This is a genomic window from uncultured Chloroflexus sp., assembly GCF_938091255.1.
Lineage (GTDB): Bacteria > Chloroflexota > Chloroflexia > Chloroflexales > Chloroflexaceae > Chloroflexus.
In genome coordinates this window covers 1-18,610 of the sequence record NZ_CALLJH010000054.1, presented here as the reverse complement: position 1 = coordinate 18,610, position 18,610 = coordinate 1, and the positions used below count along the sequence as shown (strand labels likewise).

Sequence of the window (18,610 nt, the reverse complement as noted above, 5' to 3'; positions counted from 1 at the left end):
GGCCCTGTCTCTTCCTCGCCGATTTCGGCTTCCAGATCAATAATTTCGTCACCATCGCGAATCTGGATTCCAGCGTGGTGCAGCGACCAACCAAGCTGCTCGATCCGATCCGCCTCGTGCTCGGGATCCTTCACTAACGCGATGATATCGGTAAGGTCGACATAGCCTTGCCGGTGCCCCAACTGGATCAGGCGATTAAGCACGGGATCACCGGTATCGATCATTGGCTCTTCATCTTCCGAGAAGACTACCGTCTCAAAATTACCCAGATTTAAGTTGTCAATCTCTTCCGGCGGAATAGCCAACTCACCCCCGGCATGAGCCGCGCCACCTTCTAAATCTTCAAATGAGAACGGTTCGAGATCGCCAAACTCATCGAGTGAGAAGGGTTCGACACCGGGCAACTCAAACGACGACTCCGCTTCAGCGGGAGATATGCCCAAATCGGCCAAGACGTTGCTATCAACCGATTCGGTTGGTACGAACAGACTTTCCAATGACTCATCAACCACCGAGGCAGCTTTGCTTTCCGCCGCCGGTTGCGCCGGTTGTTGCGCCGCCTCTAGCTGCGCAATCTCTTCCGGCGACAGTCCCAGCTCCTCCAGCGAGAACGGCGTCAACTCCGGCTCGGCCGGTTGCGCCGGTTGTTGCGCCGCCTCTAGCTGCGCGATCTCTTCCGGCGACAGCCCCAACTCCTCCAGCGAGAACGGCGTCAACTCCGGCTCGGCCGAAAACGGCGTAAACTCCAGCTCTTCCTCCGGCTCTTCACCCTTGCCGCCCAATGCACCAACTGCGCCAGAAGGAGCGAGACTCTCATCAAGGCTCAGCTTCGGCAAACGGAAGGTGCCGGTCAAGCGCTCAGGCGAACCGTCATCCTCGCGCAATGACACATCATCACTCGAGAAATAAGCCGCTACGTCAGCATCAGTAAGCTCAACTGACGACAGCGGCGGCTCTTCGATCGGCGGCAACGCAGCAGCGCGTTCAACCAACTTGCTAAAGATTGACGGCCCGCTCGGCTCGACCTCTTGTGGCAACTGAATACCGCCACTCCGCATTGACGGTTCTTGCCAGCTATAGATCCCCGGTTCAACCGTTTCAGCTTGCGGCGCAGGCTTTGCCTCATCGAGCGCCAGATCGTCTAGCGAGAAGGGTTGCAATGATGGCGGCAATTCACCGGCAGAAGCATTTGCCCCGAAATCAAGATCATCAAGCGAGAAAGGCTGCAAACTGCTCAATTCATCAGCAAATGCATCACTGCCAGCCGTACCCAGCTCTTGGGATCGCGCGGCCTCATCCGCCGGCAAGCCTAACTCCTCGAGCGAGAACGGCGTCAACCCCTGCACCGCCGAACCCTCCAACTGGGCAATCTCTGCGGGCGACAGCCCCAGCTCCTCTAGTGAGAATGGCGTCAGCGCCGGTTCTGCTGCTTCCGCCTCCGCCGAACCCTCCAACTGGGCAATCTCTGCGGGCGACAGCCCCAGCTCCTCTAATGAGAACGGGGCCAGCTCCGGCTCAGCGGGGGCATCCGCAGCCACATTGACCCCAATCTCATCTAGTGTCAAACCGGTAGGAGTGGCAGCAGGCCCCGACAGATCGAAATCAAACACATCGCTACCCAACGTCGCTGGCTGAGGCGGGGAAACAACACTCATTGCCGGCGGCGAGAAGAGCAACATCGCTAGCAGATCGTCATCCGACATTGCCGAAGCCACGGCTGCGGGTTGAGCCGCCGGCGTCAACCAACTGGCTTCGGCAAAAAAATCATCATCGGCAGCAACCGCCGCCGGAGCTGCGACTGCCGCACGCCGCGCCCGCCACTCGGCCTCGTCCCACGCCGGCAACGAGACATCGGGCGTTGGTGCGCCCACCGGCAGTGGATCGAACAACATACGCGCTACGGTCTGATAGGGATCGAGGCGTTGCGCGATCCGCCAGTGGTCAGCGCCGCGCTGATCACCACCTTCCAGCAATATCGCGCCGAGGATCAGATGCGCTTTCAGGAGCTTTTGCTGTGCCTGCAACGCCTGCTGGCATGCCTCAACGGCTTCGTCGAGCCGGCCATCACGCCAGAGAGCCTCGATCAAGCCAACCCACGCATCGAGCCGCTCAGGATGTTCGGCAATCACATTGCGGAACTCATGAATTGCCTGTGGCAACATGTGGCCGCGGGCATACAGGCGAGCCAACCCAGAACGGCTGAGGCGAAGAGCAGCGTGCTCGCTCCCCCATGCTTCGGTGTAGAGCCGCACCAACTGGGCGCGCAACTCCGGCATATCCGGACGAATTTCCAGCGCCTGTTCAAACTCGGCAATCGCCTTATCGAGCCGGCCTTGCCACTCGTATGCCATGCCAAGGCCCACGTGGGCCGGAATATTTTCGGGATCAGCCTGCAACACCTGCTCGAAGGTCGCCACAGCGGCGGGCAAATTGCGCTGAGCGAGATACGCCTCGCCAAGCAACCGCTGGGCTTCCAGATTATCAGGGTAATGCGCGAGGATATGCTGGGTCAGGCCAAGTGCCTGCTCAATCTGGTTCGCCTCGAGGAATGTTCTGGCTTGTGTGTAGGCGTCTTGCAGGCTGATAGTCGCCATCCCGGATCCTCCCACATAAATATATGCTTGCGCCGCCCGAAAAGGTGAAATTATGCGTTGAGGGAACGCAGTAGCAGCGCGAATGGTATTCGCCACATGCTTGCAGTATAGCGCCGAATCATGGAAGGTGTCAAGATGTACTGAGTAATTATTGGCATTTTACCAGTATCGCCGGGCCAAAAACCGTTTACTGCGCTGGTTATGAGGACGGAAAAAAGCGCAAAAATACAAACGCTGGCGAGCAAATGCTCACCAGCGTTGCCGGATGGTCGGGGCGACTGGATTTGAACCAGCGACCTCCTGAACCCCATTCAGGTGCGCTACCGGTCTGCGCTACGCCCCGAACGCCCTGATTATAGCGCGGCTACGGCCAAGAGTCAAACTTCGCGCCAGATCAGCGATGCAAAAAAACCTAACGCCGCGCCAAACGGCAGCGCGCCTAGCCCCCAAAACAGTATTGCCGGCCACAGCACGCGCACCCAATCCACCCAACTGGCCTCAGGCGCGATTTGGCCGGTGAAGAGACCGATCACGGCGGTAAACACACCACCTAGCACAATTGCTAATAACGCCAGTATCAATGCGCCGCCCACAGCCCAGCGCATCCGTCGAGAAGGTGAGGGATCCATAGGTTTGTACAACACCCTTTTACCGATGATCCGTTGCCATTGAGAAGGAGTAGTAAGAATGAACTCTACCCAATCACCATACAGGTGATTGTGCGCTTGATGCCGCTAATGGCGTGGATTTCGCTCATCACCAGCCGGCCAATCTGGCGCGGATCAGGAGTTTGCACGGTCGCGACGATATCGTAGGGGCCAGTGACGGCATCAACCGCAATCAGGCCATCGATCGCACGCAGCGCGGCCAGCACCTCGCCGATCTTGCCCGACTCGGCCTCGATCAACACATACGCTCGCGCTTCCATTGCTCGGCTCCTCTCTTGTTTGGAATGGGTTTATAAACGTTCAATAGCGGAGCCGCACGGTCATGCGGCTCTACGGCTGTGTTATGCACCTTGCATCATCATTACCCTGCCACTTCGCTCAGCAACTCACGGATATAGGCAGCAGCGCCGGTCACCCGCTCGGACGGCGGCAGCCGTTCGAGGCGGTCGATCAAGGCACTGCCGACAATAGCACCATCAGCAATACGCGCCACCTCAGCAACGTGCGCCGGCTGGCTAATGCCAAACCCAACCACCAACGGCAGATCGGTTTGTTGTCGCACCGTGGCGATGAGATCGGCGAGATTGCCGGCTAGCGCCTGCCGCGCGCCGGTCACGCCGGTCAATGAGACGATGTAGATAAAGCCGCTGGCATGAGCCACAATCTGCGCGATCCGCGCCGGCGGGGTAGTGGGGGCGATGAACAAGATGAGATCAAGCTGGTGCTTAGCGGCAATCTGGCGCAGATCAGCCGCCTCTTCGAGCGGTAAGTCAGGAATGATCCAGCCATCACCACCAGCAGCGGCTAAATCGGCGCATGCACGGTCAATACCGTAGCGTAACAACGGGTTGTAGTAGCCCATTAACAGCAGCGGCGCTGCCACATGACGCGCGCGCAGCTCGGCGACAGTGGCAAGGCAATCGGCCATCGTCACGCCATGCTCGAGCGCACGCTGGGTCGCACGCTGGATGGTTGTCCCGTCGGCCAGCGGATCGGAAAAGGGCACCCCTAACTCAAACAAACTGGCGCCTGCCGCTTCCAGCGCCGGCACCAGCTCTAATGTGCTCTCGCGTTCGGGAAAGCCGACCGTCAAGTATGGCATTAAGGCAATCCGTCCCTCAGAACGGAGGCGGGCAAAGGTTTCGGCAATTCGGCTCATAAGGTACAATCTCGATAAACCAAGTACGCGTTGTGGCTATCATCATACCACAGGGAACAGTGAAACGCTTTGCGCACGATGGTCATCCCTGTAAGTGGCGAACGCTAATAGCAAATACATCGCACGACTATGAGCCTTGGATGGTTGAGCAGAAGAAGCATTGGAACCTCATTTTATACCGCATGTCACCGCGTGCTATAATACGTCACAACAACGACGCTCTAGCGCAAGGAGCCGGAAGATGGCAATGGCAGACACATTGCTGCGGCCGTTTCGTCAGGTGCAACACTGGCTGGAAGCCCGTCCGCGCCTGCGTATGTGGCTGCGTGTTTTTCGTCTCAGTCTGTTTCAGTTCGGAATGGGTCTCTCGCTTGCGCCGCTAACCGGCACCCTCAACCGGGTGTTAATCAACGAGCTAGGGATCGCCGCGTTTTTGGTCGGTTCCTTGCTGGCGCTGCACTACTTTATCTCACCAGCGCGCGCCATTTTCGGCTACCAGTCAGACGTGAATCGGGCCGCTGGCCGCTGGCGCACCCCCTATCTCGTATTAGGAGCGATGCTGACCTACGGTGGGTTGGCTACTGCGCCCTTCTCGCTGATTCTGCTCAGCGGCGAGGGCTATTTGCCGTTCCCGCTGGCGGTGATTGTCTGTTTTGCGATCTTTTTTGCCTATGGACTAGGGGTCAATATCGCCGAGACGATCTATCTCGCGATTGTCAGTGATGTAACCCCGCCAGAAGAGCGTGGGCGCGTGCTGAGTGTATTGTGGGTGGCACTGGTGCTGGGCACCATCGTTGGCTCGTTGTTGATCGGCGAGCTGCTGATCGACTATAGCCATACCCGCCTGATACAGGTGATGCAGGGTTCGGCGCTGGCTTTCGTCTTCTTAACGTTTATGTCAATGCTCGACCAAGAGCGGTTAAAGCCAAACGGCGAGCTAGCTGACGTGACACCGGTGCGGGTGCGCGAGACGTTGGGCGATTCGTTGCGCATGCTGGCGGCGCAGCGCCCGTTGCGCAACCTGTTTATCGTGCTGGCGCTGGCCACCACCGGCTTTGCCGTGCATGACGTGTTGCTTGAGCCATACGGCGGGCAGGTGTTGGGGATGACGGTGGCCGAAACAACCCGGTTGACCGCAGTGTGGGGCGGCGGCATGCTCACCGCAATTGTATTGACCGGCTGGCTGCTCTGGCGCGGCCAACCGGCGTTGCGCATGATCGGCGGCGCGTCGCTGCTTGGCATTGTTGGCTTTGCTACGATCAGTTTCTCAAATTCACCCAATCACGTTGGCCAATTTCTGAGTGGAGTAGCTCTAATCGGTATGGGCCGCGGCATGCTGATCGTCGGCGGTCTCTCGCTGGTGATGGGTCTTTGCGACCGTGCTCACGCTGGTCTGTTCCTTGCTCTGTGGGGCATTACACAGGCGTTGGCGCAAGGCGTGGGCACCATCGCCGCTGGTCTTGCCCGCGACATCATCGGGCGAATGAGCGGTGTCGTTGCTAACGGTTACATCGCCGTTTACCTCAGCGCGCTCACCCTGATTGCAATCGCCGGCGTGATGCTGCTCGTCCTCTACCGGCGTGGCCAACTGCGCGCTGAGCAAGTGCGCTCGCCGTGGAGCAGCCTTGAGCAGGTGAATGCCGATCAGATTATCTTCTAGGTGGAATGGCTGCTGGTGATCCTACTATCAGGATCACTAGAGTCTGTCGTTATGATGGCCTTGGCCGCCACGCTAGAATCAAGATGCCAGCTATGCTTACGCTCAGCCATTCAAACCAATCGCCAGCGAGCATGTATAGCGTGTATTCAGCGCTAACAAATGTCTCGCCGATCAGCACTGTCGTCTGATTGACCCCGCTCTCGGCAGTGATACGGCCATACGGATCGACTACGAGGGCAATCCCGCTAGTAGTACTAACGGCAAAGGCGACTCGGTTCTCAACCGCGCGCAAGACCGTATCGGCGGCATGCGCGCGTAGAAACCACGGATTGGCGGCGAAATCATCATCGGCAGGCATAGCGACGATGCGAGCGCCAGCGCGAGTGAGTTGGCGTGTAATATCCGGCGTGTGCCGATCGTAGCAAACGCCGAGGCCGATGGTTCCCAGCGTGGTCGGGTAGACCGAAAAGCGCCGCTGACCGGCGACAAACCCCTGCGCCCGTTCGTCGCCGGTCACATTGATTTTGGCTTGCCGCCCCACTTCAACCCCATCTGGCCCAAACAAGACTGCTGTGTCGTAGCGCCCAGCCGGTGTTGTCCAGATCATATCGGCAACGAGAAATGCGTTCAGTGCTTGGGCCAGTTGCCCGATCACCAAACGCAGCGCCGGATCGTCAGCCGTCGCCAACTCGTTTTCCGGCCATACCACCAGTTGCGGTTGCTGCGGTGCCAGCATTCGCGTCAGCGCAATATCGCGCTCAAGCACAGCTTGTTGCTCTGACCCAAGCTGATTGGCGAGATCGACCATCACTCCGATCTGCACTGTTTCAGCAGGCGATGGCGCCATCACCCACCATCCCTATGCTAGTACCAAGGCAACACTCCCCAAGCTCAACACTGCCGGCCAAGCGATGCGTTTCCGCCAAGCGGCCACGAGCAGGGTCGCCAACGCTGCATTGGTTAAGGCGATCACGAAACTCAGTCCGGGCGAGCCGGTCAGAGTGACAATTTGCAACGCCGACGGAAAGCGCCATTGCGTTTTCGCGAGCGCCTCAAACCACCAATCGCCAATCACCGGTATGACCGTGCGTACAAACTCTAGTGCCGTCAATGCAAGTGGTAGACCGAGTGTCTGAACCGCTGACGGCAAGCGGCTGGCAAGCGCCATACCAGCTTGCAACAATGCCGCGTATAAGAAACCGACCGCCACGATCAGCAGCATGCCTCCAGCCCAACCAAACATCGCTGGATACCACGCATGCGCACCGAGCGACCAGAGGATGCCGCAAGGCAGCGCAATCCAGAGGTGAAAGCGAGTCGGACGGCTAGCCAGCGCGATCAAGATGGGCACGAGGCCTATCCACGCCAGCCAGCCCATATCAAACAGCGCCGGTTGGGCCAAGCCCATCAAGACACCCGAACACAGCGACAGGAGCATAGCTTGGCGCAACGTTTGTAATGGCGACGAAACGGCGGTAGATGCTGTTGTTAGAGGAAGCGTAGGGTGGTCAACCATAGTCACACACCTCTTTACCAAGCAAGGGGCTACGGTGTCTGGCCATAGCCCCTCGCTTCCCCTTCCTGCCGGAAATCGCCCTATCGTTACTCAGCTCCCCGCCGCAGCAGCAAGGCCACACCGATCCCAATCAGCACGAGCGGCCAGATCCAGCCGGCCCGGTTGAAGATCAGATCGAGCAGCGTGACGCCACCCTCACCGATCAGAATGAGCGAACCAATCATGGCCATCACACCGCCGGGGATGAACGGCCACCACACCTTCTCGTTGGCAAAGAGCGCGCTGAGTAGCGGAATAGCTGCCCAACCGGCTGCAAACGAGAGCAGGAAGACGCCACCTTCAAGGTTTTCGGCCAATGGTAGCGTTTCAACCAATGCCGCCCCTAGTCCGATCCCGCCAAGAATACCTGCTGGGATGAACCAACCTGCGTTGCAGGTGCGTATGCCGACAATTGCGAAGATAAGCGCCATCATCGGCAACACAAACAGACCAGCATCAACCATGTACCCCAACAGTAAGATGATGCCTAGCGCAATCAGCACCATCCCCACCACTGACCGGTTGCGCGTTTCGGTCATTGTCGTTTCGGTTTCCATTGCTTTCCTCACGTTCGCTACAGCTCTGTTGCCTGACTAGAGCATAGCACTCGGCGCGATGGGCAACCAGTGGCGAAGGATAGATTGTGGTCATAGGCGGAGGATGACGTTCGGCATAGGAAGGGATTATTCGATCAACCCCAACTTGCGGGCACGGATGATGGCCTGTGTGCGATCGCGCACCGCGAGCTTGGCAAGCAGACTAGAGACATGATTTTTGACCGTGCCCTCACTGATACAAAGCTGATCGGCGATCTCGCGATTCGACTGCCCGGTGGCAATCCCGCGCAGCACGTCCATTTCACGCTCGGTCAGCGGTTCGGCCAACGGCAGCGTTGCCGGTGCTCTTCCACCGGCCAGCCGGGTGAACTCGGCCAGTACTTTGCGGGTGATGCTGGGCTGGATCAGCGCCTCACCGCGAGCGACGATTCGCACCGCCTCGACAATCTCGCTACTGTCGGCATCTTTCAGCATATAACCGCGCGCACCAGCCTTTAAGCCCTCGATCACATATTCATCATCATCGAACGTGGTCAGAATGATGACCCCGATGTGCGGCCACCGCTTGGTAATCTCACCGGTAGCAGCAACGCCATCCATCACCGGCATGCGCACATCCATCAACACGACATCCGGCTGCATTTGCTCAACCATGGCCAGCGCCTGTTGGCCATTGGCCGCTGCCCCTACTACGATCAAATCCTCTTCTAGATCGAGCAGGGTCTGGATCCCCTGCCGCACCAGTGTCTGGTCATCGGCCAACAGAATGCGGATCATGCGGCCCTCCCTCTGCTCCCGCACGGGGCACAGCCATCACCAACCGGAAACCACCCTCCAGCAACGGTTCCGCCTGCAAAGTCCCCCCCAACCGCGCCGCTCGTTCACGCAGACCGGCAAGGCCAAAACCAGTCTCGGCGACCGGCGGCACCGGCGGGCCGTCATTGATTACTTCCAGTCGCACACCATCGGCATCACCGCTCAGCCGCACTGTCACTGTGGTTGCCTGAGCATGTTTTTGCGCATTAGTCAAGCCCTCTTGGGCGGCGCGATAGAGGGTCATCGCCACCGCCGGCGCCACCTCACCCACTTCACCTTCCAGCGCAAAGTTGGCCTGCAACGGCGAAACCCGATCGAAATCGCGCACCATCCCAGCGATCACGTCCGGCAGAGGTTGGCCGGCCAGCGGATTGGCCCGTATCAAAGCCACGCTCTGCCGCACCTCGGCCAGCGCCGCCTGCGCCTCCTCCCGGCAAAGAGCCAGCGCCTGCGCCGCCCGTTCCGGTTCGCGGTCGAGCAGACGGGCAGCGGCTTGCAACTGCACATTCAGCGCGGTGAGATGATGGCCTAGCCCGTCGTGAATCTCGCGCGCCAACTGCACGCGCTCTTCAGCCGCCGCCAAAGTAACTTCGCGTTCACGTGCCGCCGCCAACGCCGCATTAGCCGCACGCAACTCGGCGGCCAACCGCTCGGCACGGGCCATCTGATCGGCCAAACGCGCGAGCACAATCGAAAATACCAAGGTGAAGATCAAACCCAACAAAATGGATGAGGTCTGCGCGAGGAGCTGTTCAAGCGCTGCGCCGCGCAACCAGAACACTCCACTCCACCCAAGGTACAAGAGCAGACTGATGCCGAGACCACGCCACACCCCTAGCCCGACCACCGCCTGCGAAGCGATGACGAAAAGCAAAAAGGGTAGAAACGTCCAACCGGCATCGAGACCAACATAGTTCACCACCAAGAAGAGCGTGATACTGGCGGCGAAATAGAAACGGTTCGCTGCTGCTTCGCCCCAACGGCGCTGCAAACCCTCCCAAGCTGCGTTGAGCGCCAGCAGGACACTCAAAAGCAACACGACTGGGTAAAAGCGTTCTGGCGGCAAGTGGCGATGAAAGAGGATAAACTCAACGAGCGCGAAGCTAATCATAGCATACGCCGCCAGCATCAGCGTGCGCTGCCCGCTACTAAAATAGCGCGCAAGTCGCTGCCAAAGCTGGAAGACCGGCATCTGCACATTCATGGGACTATCCACGGTTGCAAGATATACTGCCACCAATTATTGGCGATACCATCGGTCTCGCCGGCAACCCGCGGCAGATGATCGAGCCACCAGAGATGGTGGAGGCGCACATCGCCGCCGCCCCATTCGGCGCAGCGCATCACCCGGGCCGGCGCGCTCAGGTTGGGAAACTGGTACCACGCATCGGCCCGCGCCCACACCGGTCGCGGGTTGCCCCAATCGTAGTCGCGCGCGCTCGACGGCGCAAAGTGGACGTTGCCGCACTCATCGAGGCGAGTGAAACGCTCCCACAAGTTGCGCTCCGGCGGATGATTGCGGTAGACATACGCCATAATCGACTCGACGCGATGACCGAAGTTTTCGAGCATGCAATCAACCCCACGCTCGACATTGAACCCCATCACAACATAGCGGCGGCGGGCATTGGGCAACCGCAGCGGCGGCGCATTGCACCAAAACGCATCCACACCGACCATCCGGCTCTCGTAGTAACCGGCATACGGAAAGGCAAACAACCACAACTCATCCAACTCACCGCGCTCAAGCTCGGCGGCCAGCCCGATCTGATCGAGCAACTGCTCATAATCGGCTTCATCCGGTTGGTGCGCCGGCATCCGCCGCTCCCATACCGCCAGATACGTGGCGCTATCGTAGCGAAAGCCATCGCTCTTGATCGGAAAGTCGGTATAATGCCGCCGCATCACGATTCGATAGTCGGCGATCCCACCCGAACAGGCACGCAGATCGGCGATATATCGGGCGGCCAGTGTTTCGGCATCGTTCCAACCCATCACCCGGCTCAACGGCAAGCCGCCGCGTTCGGGAATCGGCGGATCGTGGGTAATAAGCGCTACCTTGAGCGTAATCGGCTCGCCGGGCCGGTCACCGCGCAATATAGCCGGACGATCGCCGGATTCGCCTCGTTTACCCCCGCCGAAGAGACGGTTCAGCATAGTATAATCTCCGAATAGCCACGAAAAGACCCAAAAACCACAAACGTTTTGGTGCCTCTTGGGTCTTTTTATGCTCGTTGGCATTTGTCTGCTAAGACGAGCAGGATTGCCAACGCAAAGACGCTAAGCTCGCCAAGAAACGCAAAGACGGTTGCCATAAAGATAACAGCCCAACCACCCTCTTTACTATACCTCAAACCATCCTTTGCGCCTTAGCCTCGTTCGCGGCCCGTGGTATGATAATTGCATGATACGCCTAATTCTGCTGTTGATCATCATCTTCACCACCGCCTCCCAGCCGGCACCCTACCACATCGCACGCGATGGTAGTATTGACCCCTTCCTCGTTGCTCAAACGACAGCGATGCGGCCTGACCGTATCACCGATCTCATGCGCGAGCCTTGGGATCGCTACACTATGCACATCCAACTCGACCCTAGCGGGCCACGGCTGAGTGGTGAGATCACGGTGCAACTTACGAACCGGACGGAGGTTGAGTTCGATACGATCTGGTTCCACCTCTACCCCAACCACCCCGATTTCGGTGGCCGGCTCGATGTCACATCAGCGCAGATCGACGGTATACCGGTTCCATCACGCACCTTGCACGGTGACACCCTCATCGGGTTGAGCGCACCACACATTATTGCTCCCGGCGCTCAAGCGATCGTCACAATGACCTTCACTGCGCGCACCCCAAGCAATGCCAGCCAACGCACCTTCGGCGCGTATAACATGGAAGCAGGCGTATGGTCGATTGCGTCGTTCTATCCCATACTGGCCCGCTACATTTCGGGTCTCGGCTGGGATACGCGGCCAATAGTGTCACGAGGTGATTTTACCGTCAGCGCGATCGCGCTGTACGATGTCACCGTCGAAGCGCCGACAGATTGGCAACTAGTGACGAGTGGAAGTCAGCACGAACACCGCACAACCGCTGATAGTCGCCAGCTTGCGCGCTTCGTCAGCGGGCCGCAGCGCGAATTCTACCTTGCCGCACTCCAAGGGCTGCGGCAGGTCAGTGTCAACGTGGATGGCACGCAGGTGATCAGTTACGTACAGTCAGATGATCCAACCGCTGGGGAACGCAGTGTAGCCATTGCGGCTACTGCCCTGCACGCCTTCAACCAGCGCTTCGGCGCTTACCCCTACGCCGAGCTAGAGGTCATCCAAGCGGCATTGACCCAATTTTACGGCATGGAATATCCGGGAGTCGTGTTGATCGAGCAGAGCCTCTACCAGCGCAATGACCGGCTGCTAGAAACCACCATTGCCCACGAGATCAGCCATCAATGGTGGTACGGGTTGGTCGGCAACGACGCGCAGGGGGAAGCGTGGCTTGACGAGGGGCTAGCCAGTTATAGCCAAATCCTCTATTACGAGATGATCGATGTGCCGGCACAGGCCCAAGCCGAACTCGAGGCCTTCCGCGCTGTCTACCGTCGCTTGCGCGAACGAGGTGGCGATGCGCCGCTCGCCACCCCACCCTCGGCGTTGAGCAATGGCCGCTACGTACCGGTGGTCTACGCTAAAGGCGCGCTGTTCTTCCACACCTTGCGTCAACATATCGGGGAAGATGCGTTCAACGAATTCTTACAGCGATACGTCACAACAGCGAGCTATCGCGAAATTGCCGGCCCTGATTTACTCCATGCCGCTGAACAGGCGTGCGTATGCCTGTTAGCTGATCTGTTTCACGATTGGGTCGTATCGGCGGCAGCGGTAGACATACCGTAGGGACAACGCAGTGCCGTATCTCAAGGCTGTGACCCTCTCGCCGTAAGGGAGAGGGAGGAGGGCCGTCGTCCCGCACCCACCTCAGGGCACCGCAGCGCGGTGCCCCTACCGAAAAACATCTGCTCTTGAACGATGAGATTAGATTGCGCTAGCCGTCTGTTTGTAGGATCCGAGCCAGCGGAGGGAGACATGCATTCTTAGCATTACGCTGCTCGCCTCCGTGTCTCTGGGGAGCGCTGTCTAGACGTACCTTTAGGGGTGAACAGGCTGCTCGTATGTATGAGGCAAGCGGCGATTATCCGTGCGGACGACGTGTCCAACATCCCCACAATCGCCACTTATTCGCCCTTCACCGCTTCTTTCAACGTACTGCTCGCGCTAAAACCGGGGGTCTTGGTAGCGGGGATATGGATCTTCTCGCGAGTTTGCGGATTAACACCCTCGCGCGCCTGCCGCGAGCGCACCTCAAACGTGCCAAAACCGGTCAGCGTCACTTTCTCACCACGAGCCAACGCCTCAGTGATCACCTCGAGCGCAGCGTCAATAATTTGCTTCGTCTCCTTCTGCGAAGCTTTGGCGCGCTCAGCCACTGCCTTGATAAAATCCGTCTTCTGCATTGGTGCAGTCCTCCTCTATGCACTCAAGCGGTCATAGCTCTTCAGAAAGCAGTATACCGCATCTGTCAAGATCTGTATCTCTTACTGATGCGGTAAACCGCTTATTAGGCTTTCCAATATAATTTTACGGCTTTGCAATGAGGAAAATCAATTTAACCGCATTGCAAAGCCATACCGAAGGCACTCACATCACCGTCACAACACAACAGGGGCGACGGCTCGGTCGCCCCTTCGCAACTTCCCAAGCAAACGTGCGAACCTAATCCTCGCTGCGTTCTTGAATCACATACAGCAACTCAAGCAACACATTCTTGACGCTCTCGCGGTCGGTCGCCGTACAAGGCAACACCTTGATATGCGGCGGTTGGCGCAAAGCCAAGCGCAATTCATCAGGCGACCACGCATTAGGCCGATCCTGCTTATTGGCCGCAATCACATAAGGCGTATCGCGATACGAGACAAAGAAATCAATGATCCGGTTCGTCTCGCGGAACGTTTCCGGGCGGGTGCTATCGACAAGGATGACCAGACCGAGCATCCCCTCGGCGAGGATCTCCCACATAAAGTCGAAGCGCTTTTGTCCCGGCGTCCCAAAGAGATGGAGCACGAGATCATCAGAGATCGCGATGCGTCCGAAATCCATCGCGACAGTCGTTTCCTTCTTGATCAGCCGAGTATCGTCGGTCGCCCGGCGTTCCGTCGAGACGACCTCAATCTCCGAGATCGTCCTGATAAACTCAGTCTTGCCGGCGTTGACGGCGCCGCTGATCACCATCTTTACCGTCTGCACACAGCCCTCCGCTCCGATGCTCCGGCCCCAGCTACATGCTGCGGATCCGATTGATGATCCGGTTGACGAGGCTCTTCTTCAAACGCGGCTGTTCAACCGGCGGCATTCCGGCGGCCAGCACGCGCTGCCGTTTCACCAATTCCAGCATACCGGCGGTCAAGAAGCCATAGACCGCGCGGCACACATCAAAATCGCTTAGCCCAGTCTTTTGGGCAATCTCGGCCAGCGTATCGCGGCCATTGATGCGCGCAAACACCTTCCACTCATCTGGCGAAAGACGCATCCCTTTCAGCTTCTCACCCGGCGGGGCCAAGAAGCGCGGCACGAGATCGGTCGAAGGGATGCGGTCGCGTATCCGCTCCCATTCATCGATCCGGCGCACCCCTTCCATGATTAGGTGATCGATCGAGATCGGCGTCAGCGCCAGCGGGGCATCAGGCGCCGGGCGCTGATTATGCTCGAAGACAAAATCCCCTTCCGGCCACGCAAACAACCCATACACCGATTGCTCGGTATGGCCCATCAGCGCACTCTGCAATCGCTCAGGGCTAGCCATACCGACATCAATCACGACCTGACTCAACGTCACTCCATTGCCACGAGCCGCCAACACGCGGCAGGCTTGCGCCAACTGATCGACATTCAGCACGCCGAGCCGCACCAACAGCTCCGGCTTCTCGTCTTCGGGACGGCGCGCCGCGAGCAGCAGCTTGCCTTTCTCAAAGTAGAGCCGCGCCGTCTGATCATGGTAGGTCAAATGCAGGGCGCCCGTTTTATACCCGCGATCAACGAGCGAGAGAAAATCTGACAAACTAAAATCGCGGATGTTCCCCACCAGCGCCATACGTTCCTCCGCTATCGCGGGTGTAGTGCGACGATCACGTCACATGGTCGGTTGTGTATCAGCCAAACCGGGCGCAACACCGGTAGTTGGCGCCGGTTGGGCAGTTTCAAGTTGATCGGCGGCCACGACCGGCTCGAAGGCAGCGATCGCGGTAGCAATCATAGCATCATCCGGCTCGCGAGTTGTCAAGTACTGCGCCGCCAATGTTGGGGCCAGCAACCAGCGCACCCACGGCACATGGTAATAGTTTGCGGCGAGTTGTTGGGCCTCAAAGGCAACCGCCGCCACTAACGGAATGAGCACAATCCGGGCGATAATCCTCTGCCAAACCGGCAAACCGGCAACTGAGAGAAAGATCAGAAACCCGATCAGCGCCACCACCAACAGAAAGCTTGTGCCACAGCGCGGGTGAATGCGGCTGCATTCCCGCACCGATTCGACCGTCAGCGGCAGGCCCGCCTCATACGCATTGATCACCTTGTGCTCGGCGCCGTGATAGCCAAACACCCGGCCAATATCGGGAATACGGCCAATCACAGCGATGTAGGCCACGACTAACGCCAGATTAATCAACGCTTCGATGATTTCCCGCACGAGCACTGGCGCGCCAAGCTGGCCGATAAAGTTGGCTACCAGTGATGGCAACACTACAAAGATGCCAATCGCGATCGCCAGCGTGACCACAAAGATCAAAGTTTGGACAACCGGGTGCAGATTTTCATCGTCATCAGCGGCAACCACCGAGGCCGAGAAATCGAGCGCCTTGCGCCCAATCGTAAAGGCTTCGGCCAGTGCAGCAAAACCGCGCAGCAACGGCCAACGTTGCCACTGTGCGCTGCGGGCCGAGATCGGCAGGTCGAGCCGGGCAAAGCTGCCGTCAGGGCGACGCACAACGACGGTCGCTTGCCGGCGACCGCGCATCATCACCCCTTCGAGCACCGCTTGTCCACCATACTTAAATTGATTGGTACTCATGCCAATTCTGACTCTTACCCGCTCGCCAGCCACACCAAACTTCTACTATCCTCTATCTTACCATGCCAACAGGCACGGTAACGTATCGAACATGGGGGGTCATGAGGCCGGTTCGTCAGGTTTTCCGCGCCGAGCTAAGGTTGTGGCTGCCGCCCGCACACCGCTCACCAAACTTGAGACGCGAATAATCGGCGCAACCACTCGTTCCGCAACGTATGTTGTCGCCGTTGTCGCCGTCTGCGCCGAGTCGCGCACATTATTGGCAATCGCGCGCGTTGTGTCTAGCGTCTCATTCGCTTTCGCCAGCGCCTCATCGAGCTTAGGCAACACATTATTGCGCGCCAGCCGGTTGATCTGCTCAACCGCGTAGAGGATCGCAATGAGGATTGCAACCGATAATACCGCGCCGATCAGTTGCAACGCGGCCAAGATCACGATGAATACATCTCGCCACGCGGCGCGGAAACCTTCACCGAGGAAGATCGCCGCGATGATAAACCCGAACAGAACTGCGGTCAATAAGCCAATGCCGATGCCAATCCAGCGTAACACGGGGCTACCTCCGTACCGGGCCGCAGAATACGCGGCTGCGAGGGCGCTCTAATGCGCCAAATTATATCATAGCCGCAAGCGTGAAACAACTATCAGCAAGATCCACGCCAACAGTGAGGCTTCGAGCATTGGCACCCCCGCTGGGGCGGGCAGATCAAGAGGGAAGCGCCAGCCAAGCAGGGTGGCGATCAGACACCCGGCGGCTGCCGTGACCCAAAAAATCGGGATCTGCCGCCACGAGCGGCCCAGCAAGAAATGGGCCAACGCCGCATGGGTCGTGGTCAACAAGAGTAAGAGAAAGGCTGCTGGTGAGAACGCGCTCATCCCACCTCCGGACGGGCGATCCATCCCCCGCCAAGCACGCGCTGGTCATCGTAAAAGACAGCAGCTTGGCCGGGGCTGACAGCGCGCTGTGGCCGTTCCAACTCCACCAGCCAGCGTCCATCGAGCTGTGCCGAAACGCGAGCCGGCAGCGGTTCGGCGTGGGCGCGCACTTGCACCATACAGGTCAATGGCTCAGCCGGCGGCTGATCATCAACCCAACGCACGTCGGTGACGGTAAATCGCTCGCGGTTGAGCGCCGACGCCGGGCCGACGATCAGCGCATTGCGCGCCGGATCGATTGCAACCACATAGCGCGGTTCGCCGCCGCTCAACCCTAAACCACGCCGCTGACCGACGGTGTAGAACGGTAGCCCTTTATGCCGCCCGATCTCGCGCCCCTCTAGATCGACTATTGGACCGGGGGTAAGACTCTCTGGCGCTTCAACCCGTAACAGATTGCGGTAGTCGCCGTCAGGCACAAAACAGATGTCTTGGCTCTCTTCGCGATCGGCACTCGGCAAGCCGCGTGCTGCCGCCATTGCGCGCACTTCACTTTTGGTATATTCACCAATGGGGAAGAACAGGCGGGCTAGATCGGCTTGGCCGAGCATGTGCAGCATGTACGACTGATCTTTCTCGCGGTCTACCGCTCGCCAAAGCTGGTAGCGGCCATCGGCGCCGCGCACAATCCGGGCGTAATGGCCGGTCGCCACCGCATCAAACCCCAAAGCCCGCGCCCGATCAAGTAACGCGCGAAACTTGATCATGCGGTTGCACTCGACGCAGGGGTTAGGGGTGAGACCATGCGTATACGCCCGAATGAAATAGTCGATGACGTGGCGGCGAAACTCGCGCTGGTAATTAAAAACGTAAAAGGGGATGCCGAGTAAGGCGCAGACGCGCCGCGCGCTGGCCGCTGCTTCGGCAGCACAACACAGGCTCTCGCGCAGCCCGTGATCGTCGTCATCCCATAGATGCATCGTTACGCCGGTCACTTGATGGCCGGCTTCAAGTAAGAGCGCCGCGGCCAGTGAGCTATCAACACCGCCGCTCATTGCAACCAGAATATTTGCCATATTTGGTATTATACTCGGTATGACCGTTTCCAACTAGAGAGCGCCAACGTGACAAATCCTATTACCACTATGACGGCTTCTGTCACCATCGAATGCCGCTACCACGACCGCCTTGGCCTCAGCTATTTGACTGCTGGCGCCAGCGGGCCGGCGATCGTCTTTCTGCACGGCTGGGGTGCGTTTAAAGAGCTCTGGTGGAGCACCTTGCGCGATCTTGGCCGTGACTACCGTTGTTTTGCCGTCGATATGCCCGGCCACGGCGAGAGCCGGATCGGGCGGGCCGACCGGATCGAAGCTATTGCCGAGCTGATAGCCGCGTTTTGCCGTGATCTCGGCCTGACTGCGATTACGCTTATTGGCCATTCGATGGGGGGAAGCGTGGCCGTGGAGCTGACCTTGCGCTATCCCGAATTGGTGCAGCGGCTGGCACTAATTGATGCCGCCGTCGATGCCTATCGGATGCCAGCTTACACCCGCACGTACCTACTGCCCACCGTAGGATGGACGACGTTCCGCCTGACCCAAGCC

General features: G+C 58.7%; 20 protein-coding genes and 1 tRNA gene. 3 read left to right on the top strand and 18 right to left on the bottom strand.

The window, feature by feature from the left end; all coding sequences use genetic code 11:
- From Q1A00_RS16470 to trpA, 5 genes are all read right to left on the bottom strand, one after another.
- Positions 1–2,594, bottom strand: a 2,594-nt coding sequence (locus Q1A00_RS16470) for a tetratricopeptide repeat protein (RefSeq protein WP_299757884.1), incomplete at its 3' end; no start/stop codon positions are given.
- 266 nt (positions 2,595–2,860) lie between these two features.
- Positions 2,861–2,937, bottom strand: a tRNA-Pro gene (locus Q1A00_RS16465).
- A gap of 34 nt (positions 2,938–2,971) precedes the next feature.
- The gene (locus Q1A00_RS16460; RefSeq protein WP_298406205.1) at positions 2,972–3,223 is read right to left on the bottom strand and encodes an ABC transporter ATP-binding protein; all 252 of its coding nucleotides are present in this window, start codon (positions 3,221–3,223) and stop codon (positions 2,972–2,974) included.
- Positions 3,224–3,288: 65 nt separating this feature from the next.
- Positions 3,289–3,522: an Lrp/AsnC ligand binding domain-containing protein gene (locus Q1A00_RS16455; protein WP_066782560.1), complete on the bottom strand. Its 234-nt coding sequence runs from the start codon at positions 3,520–3,522 to the stop codon at positions 3,289–3,291.
- A 101-nt stretch (positions 3,523–3,623) separates the two neighbouring features.
- Entirely contained in the window at positions 3,624–4,421 is a 798-nt protein-coding gene (gene trpA / locus Q1A00_RS16450; RefSeq protein ID WP_299757879.1) for a tryptophan synthase subunit alpha, read from the bottom strand.
- Positions 4,422–4,662: 241 nt separating this feature from the next.
- Between trpA and Q1A00_RS16445 the strand changes: the two genes are divergently transcribed.
- Positions 4,663–6,081 (top strand): BCD family MFS transporter, encoded by a 1,419-nt coding sequence (locus Q1A00_RS16445; RefSeq protein ID WP_298406210.1) that lies wholly within the window; start codon positions 4,663–4,665, stop codon positions 6,079–6,081.
- Between the two features lie 49 nt (positions 6,082–6,130).
- Here the strand turns inward: Q1A00_RS16445 and Q1A00_RS16440 are convergent, their stop codons facing one another.
- From Q1A00_RS16440 to Q1A00_RS16415, 6 genes are all read right to left on the bottom strand, one after another.
- The gene (locus tag Q1A00_RS16440) at positions 6,131–6,928 is read right to left on the bottom strand and encodes a nitrilase-related carbon-nitrogen hydrolase (protein ID WP_299757875.1); all 798 of its coding nucleotides are present in this window, start codon (positions 6,926–6,928) and stop codon (positions 6,131–6,133) included.
- 12 nt (positions 6,929–6,940) lie between these two features.
- Positions 6,941–7,597, bottom strand: coding sequence for a hypothetical protein (locus tag Q1A00_RS16435; protein WP_298406214.1), 657 nt, complete (start codon positions 7,595–7,597; stop codon positions 6,941–6,943).
- 86 nt (positions 7,598–7,683) lie between these two features.
- On the bottom strand, positions 7,684–8,193 hold the full coding sequence (locus Q1A00_RS16430; protein WP_298406216.1) for a hypothetical protein: 510 nt from the start codon (positions 8,191–8,193) through the stop codon (positions 7,684–7,686).
- A 126-nt stretch (positions 8,194–8,319) separates the two neighbouring features.
- Entirely contained in the window at positions 8,320–8,970 is a 651-nt protein-coding gene (locus tag Q1A00_RS16425; protein WP_299757871.1) for a response regulator transcription factor, read from the bottom strand.
- Complete coding sequence (locus Q1A00_RS16420) at positions 8,945–10,213, bottom strand: sensor histidine kinase (protein WP_298406218.1); 1,269 nt, start codon at positions 10,211–10,213, stop codon at positions 8,945–8,947. The genes Q1A00_RS16425 and Q1A00_RS16420 overlap by 26 nt, the downstream gene beginning before the upstream one ends.
- Complete coding sequence (locus Q1A00_RS16415) at positions 10,210–11,166, bottom strand: hypothetical protein (protein ID WP_298406220.1); 957 nt, start codon at positions 11,164–11,166, stop codon at positions 10,210–10,212. The genes Q1A00_RS16420 and Q1A00_RS16415 overlap by 4 nt, the downstream gene beginning before the upstream one ends.
- A 247-nt stretch (positions 11,167–11,413) precedes the next feature.
- Here Q1A00_RS16415 and Q1A00_RS16410 point away from each other — a divergent pair, with 247 nt between their 5' ends.
- The gene (locus tag Q1A00_RS16410) at positions 11,414–12,904 is read left to right on the top strand and encodes a M1 family metallopeptidase (RefSeq protein WP_299757867.1); all 1,491 of its coding nucleotides are present in this window, start codon (positions 11,414–11,416) and stop codon (positions 12,902–12,904) included.
- A 338-nt stretch (positions 12,905–13,242) separates the two neighbouring features.
- Here Q1A00_RS16410 and Q1A00_RS16405 read toward each other — a convergent pair whose 3' ends face one another.
- The 7 genes from Q1A00_RS16405 to mnmA all read right to left on the bottom strand — a co-directional run bounded on the left by Q1A00_RS16405 (position 13,243) and on the right by mnmA (position 18,082).
- A complete protein-coding gene (locus tag Q1A00_RS16405) occupies positions 13,243–13,521 on the bottom strand; it encodes an HU family DNA-binding protein (RefSeq protein WP_066782544.1) in 279 nt (92 codons plus the stop codon).
- A gap of 259 nt (positions 13,522–13,780) precedes the next feature.
- Positions 13,781–14,311 (bottom strand): ATP/GTP-binding protein, encoded by a 531-nt coding sequence (locus Q1A00_RS16400; RefSeq protein WP_066782542.1) that lies wholly within the window; start codon positions 14,309–14,311, stop codon positions 13,781–13,783.
- Positions 14,312–14,342: 31 nt separating this feature from the next.
- On the bottom strand, positions 14,343–15,155 hold the full coding sequence (locus tag Q1A00_RS16395; RefSeq protein WP_298406226.1) for a DUF4388 domain-containing protein: 813 nt from the start codon (positions 15,153–15,155) through the stop codon (positions 14,343–14,345).
- A gap of 39 nt (positions 15,156–15,194) precedes the next feature.
- Entirely contained in the window at positions 15,195–16,130 is a 936-nt protein-coding gene (locus Q1A00_RS16390) for a DUF1385 domain-containing protein (RefSeq protein WP_298406227.1), read from the bottom strand.
- A 99-nt stretch (positions 16,131–16,229) separates the two neighbouring features.
- Positions 16,230–16,682, bottom strand: a complete 453-nt coding sequence (locus Q1A00_RS16385) for a hypothetical protein (RefSeq protein ID WP_298406229.1) — start codon at positions 16,680–16,682, stop codon at positions 16,230–16,232.
- 66 nt (positions 16,683–16,748) lie between these two features.
- Positions 16,749–17,006: a hypothetical protein gene (locus Q1A00_RS16380; protein WP_298406231.1), complete on the bottom strand. Its 258-nt coding sequence runs from the start codon at positions 17,004–17,006 to the stop codon at positions 16,749–16,751.
- Positions 17,003–18,082: a tRNA 2-thiouridine(34) synthase MnmA gene (gene mnmA / locus Q1A00_RS16375; RefSeq protein WP_298406232.1), complete on the bottom strand. Its 1,080-nt coding sequence runs from the start codon at positions 18,080–18,082 to the stop codon at positions 17,003–17,005. Before mnmA ends, Q1A00_RS16380 begins: the two co-directional genes overlap by 4 nt.
- Before the next feature lie 48 nt (positions 18,083–18,130).
- On the opposite strand from mnmA, the gene Q1A00_RS16370 reads away from it, so the two are divergent.
- Positions 18,131–18,610, top strand: a 480-nt coding sequence (locus Q1A00_RS16370; protein ID WP_299757861.1) for an alpha/beta fold hydrolase, incomplete at its 3' end; no start/stop codon positions are given.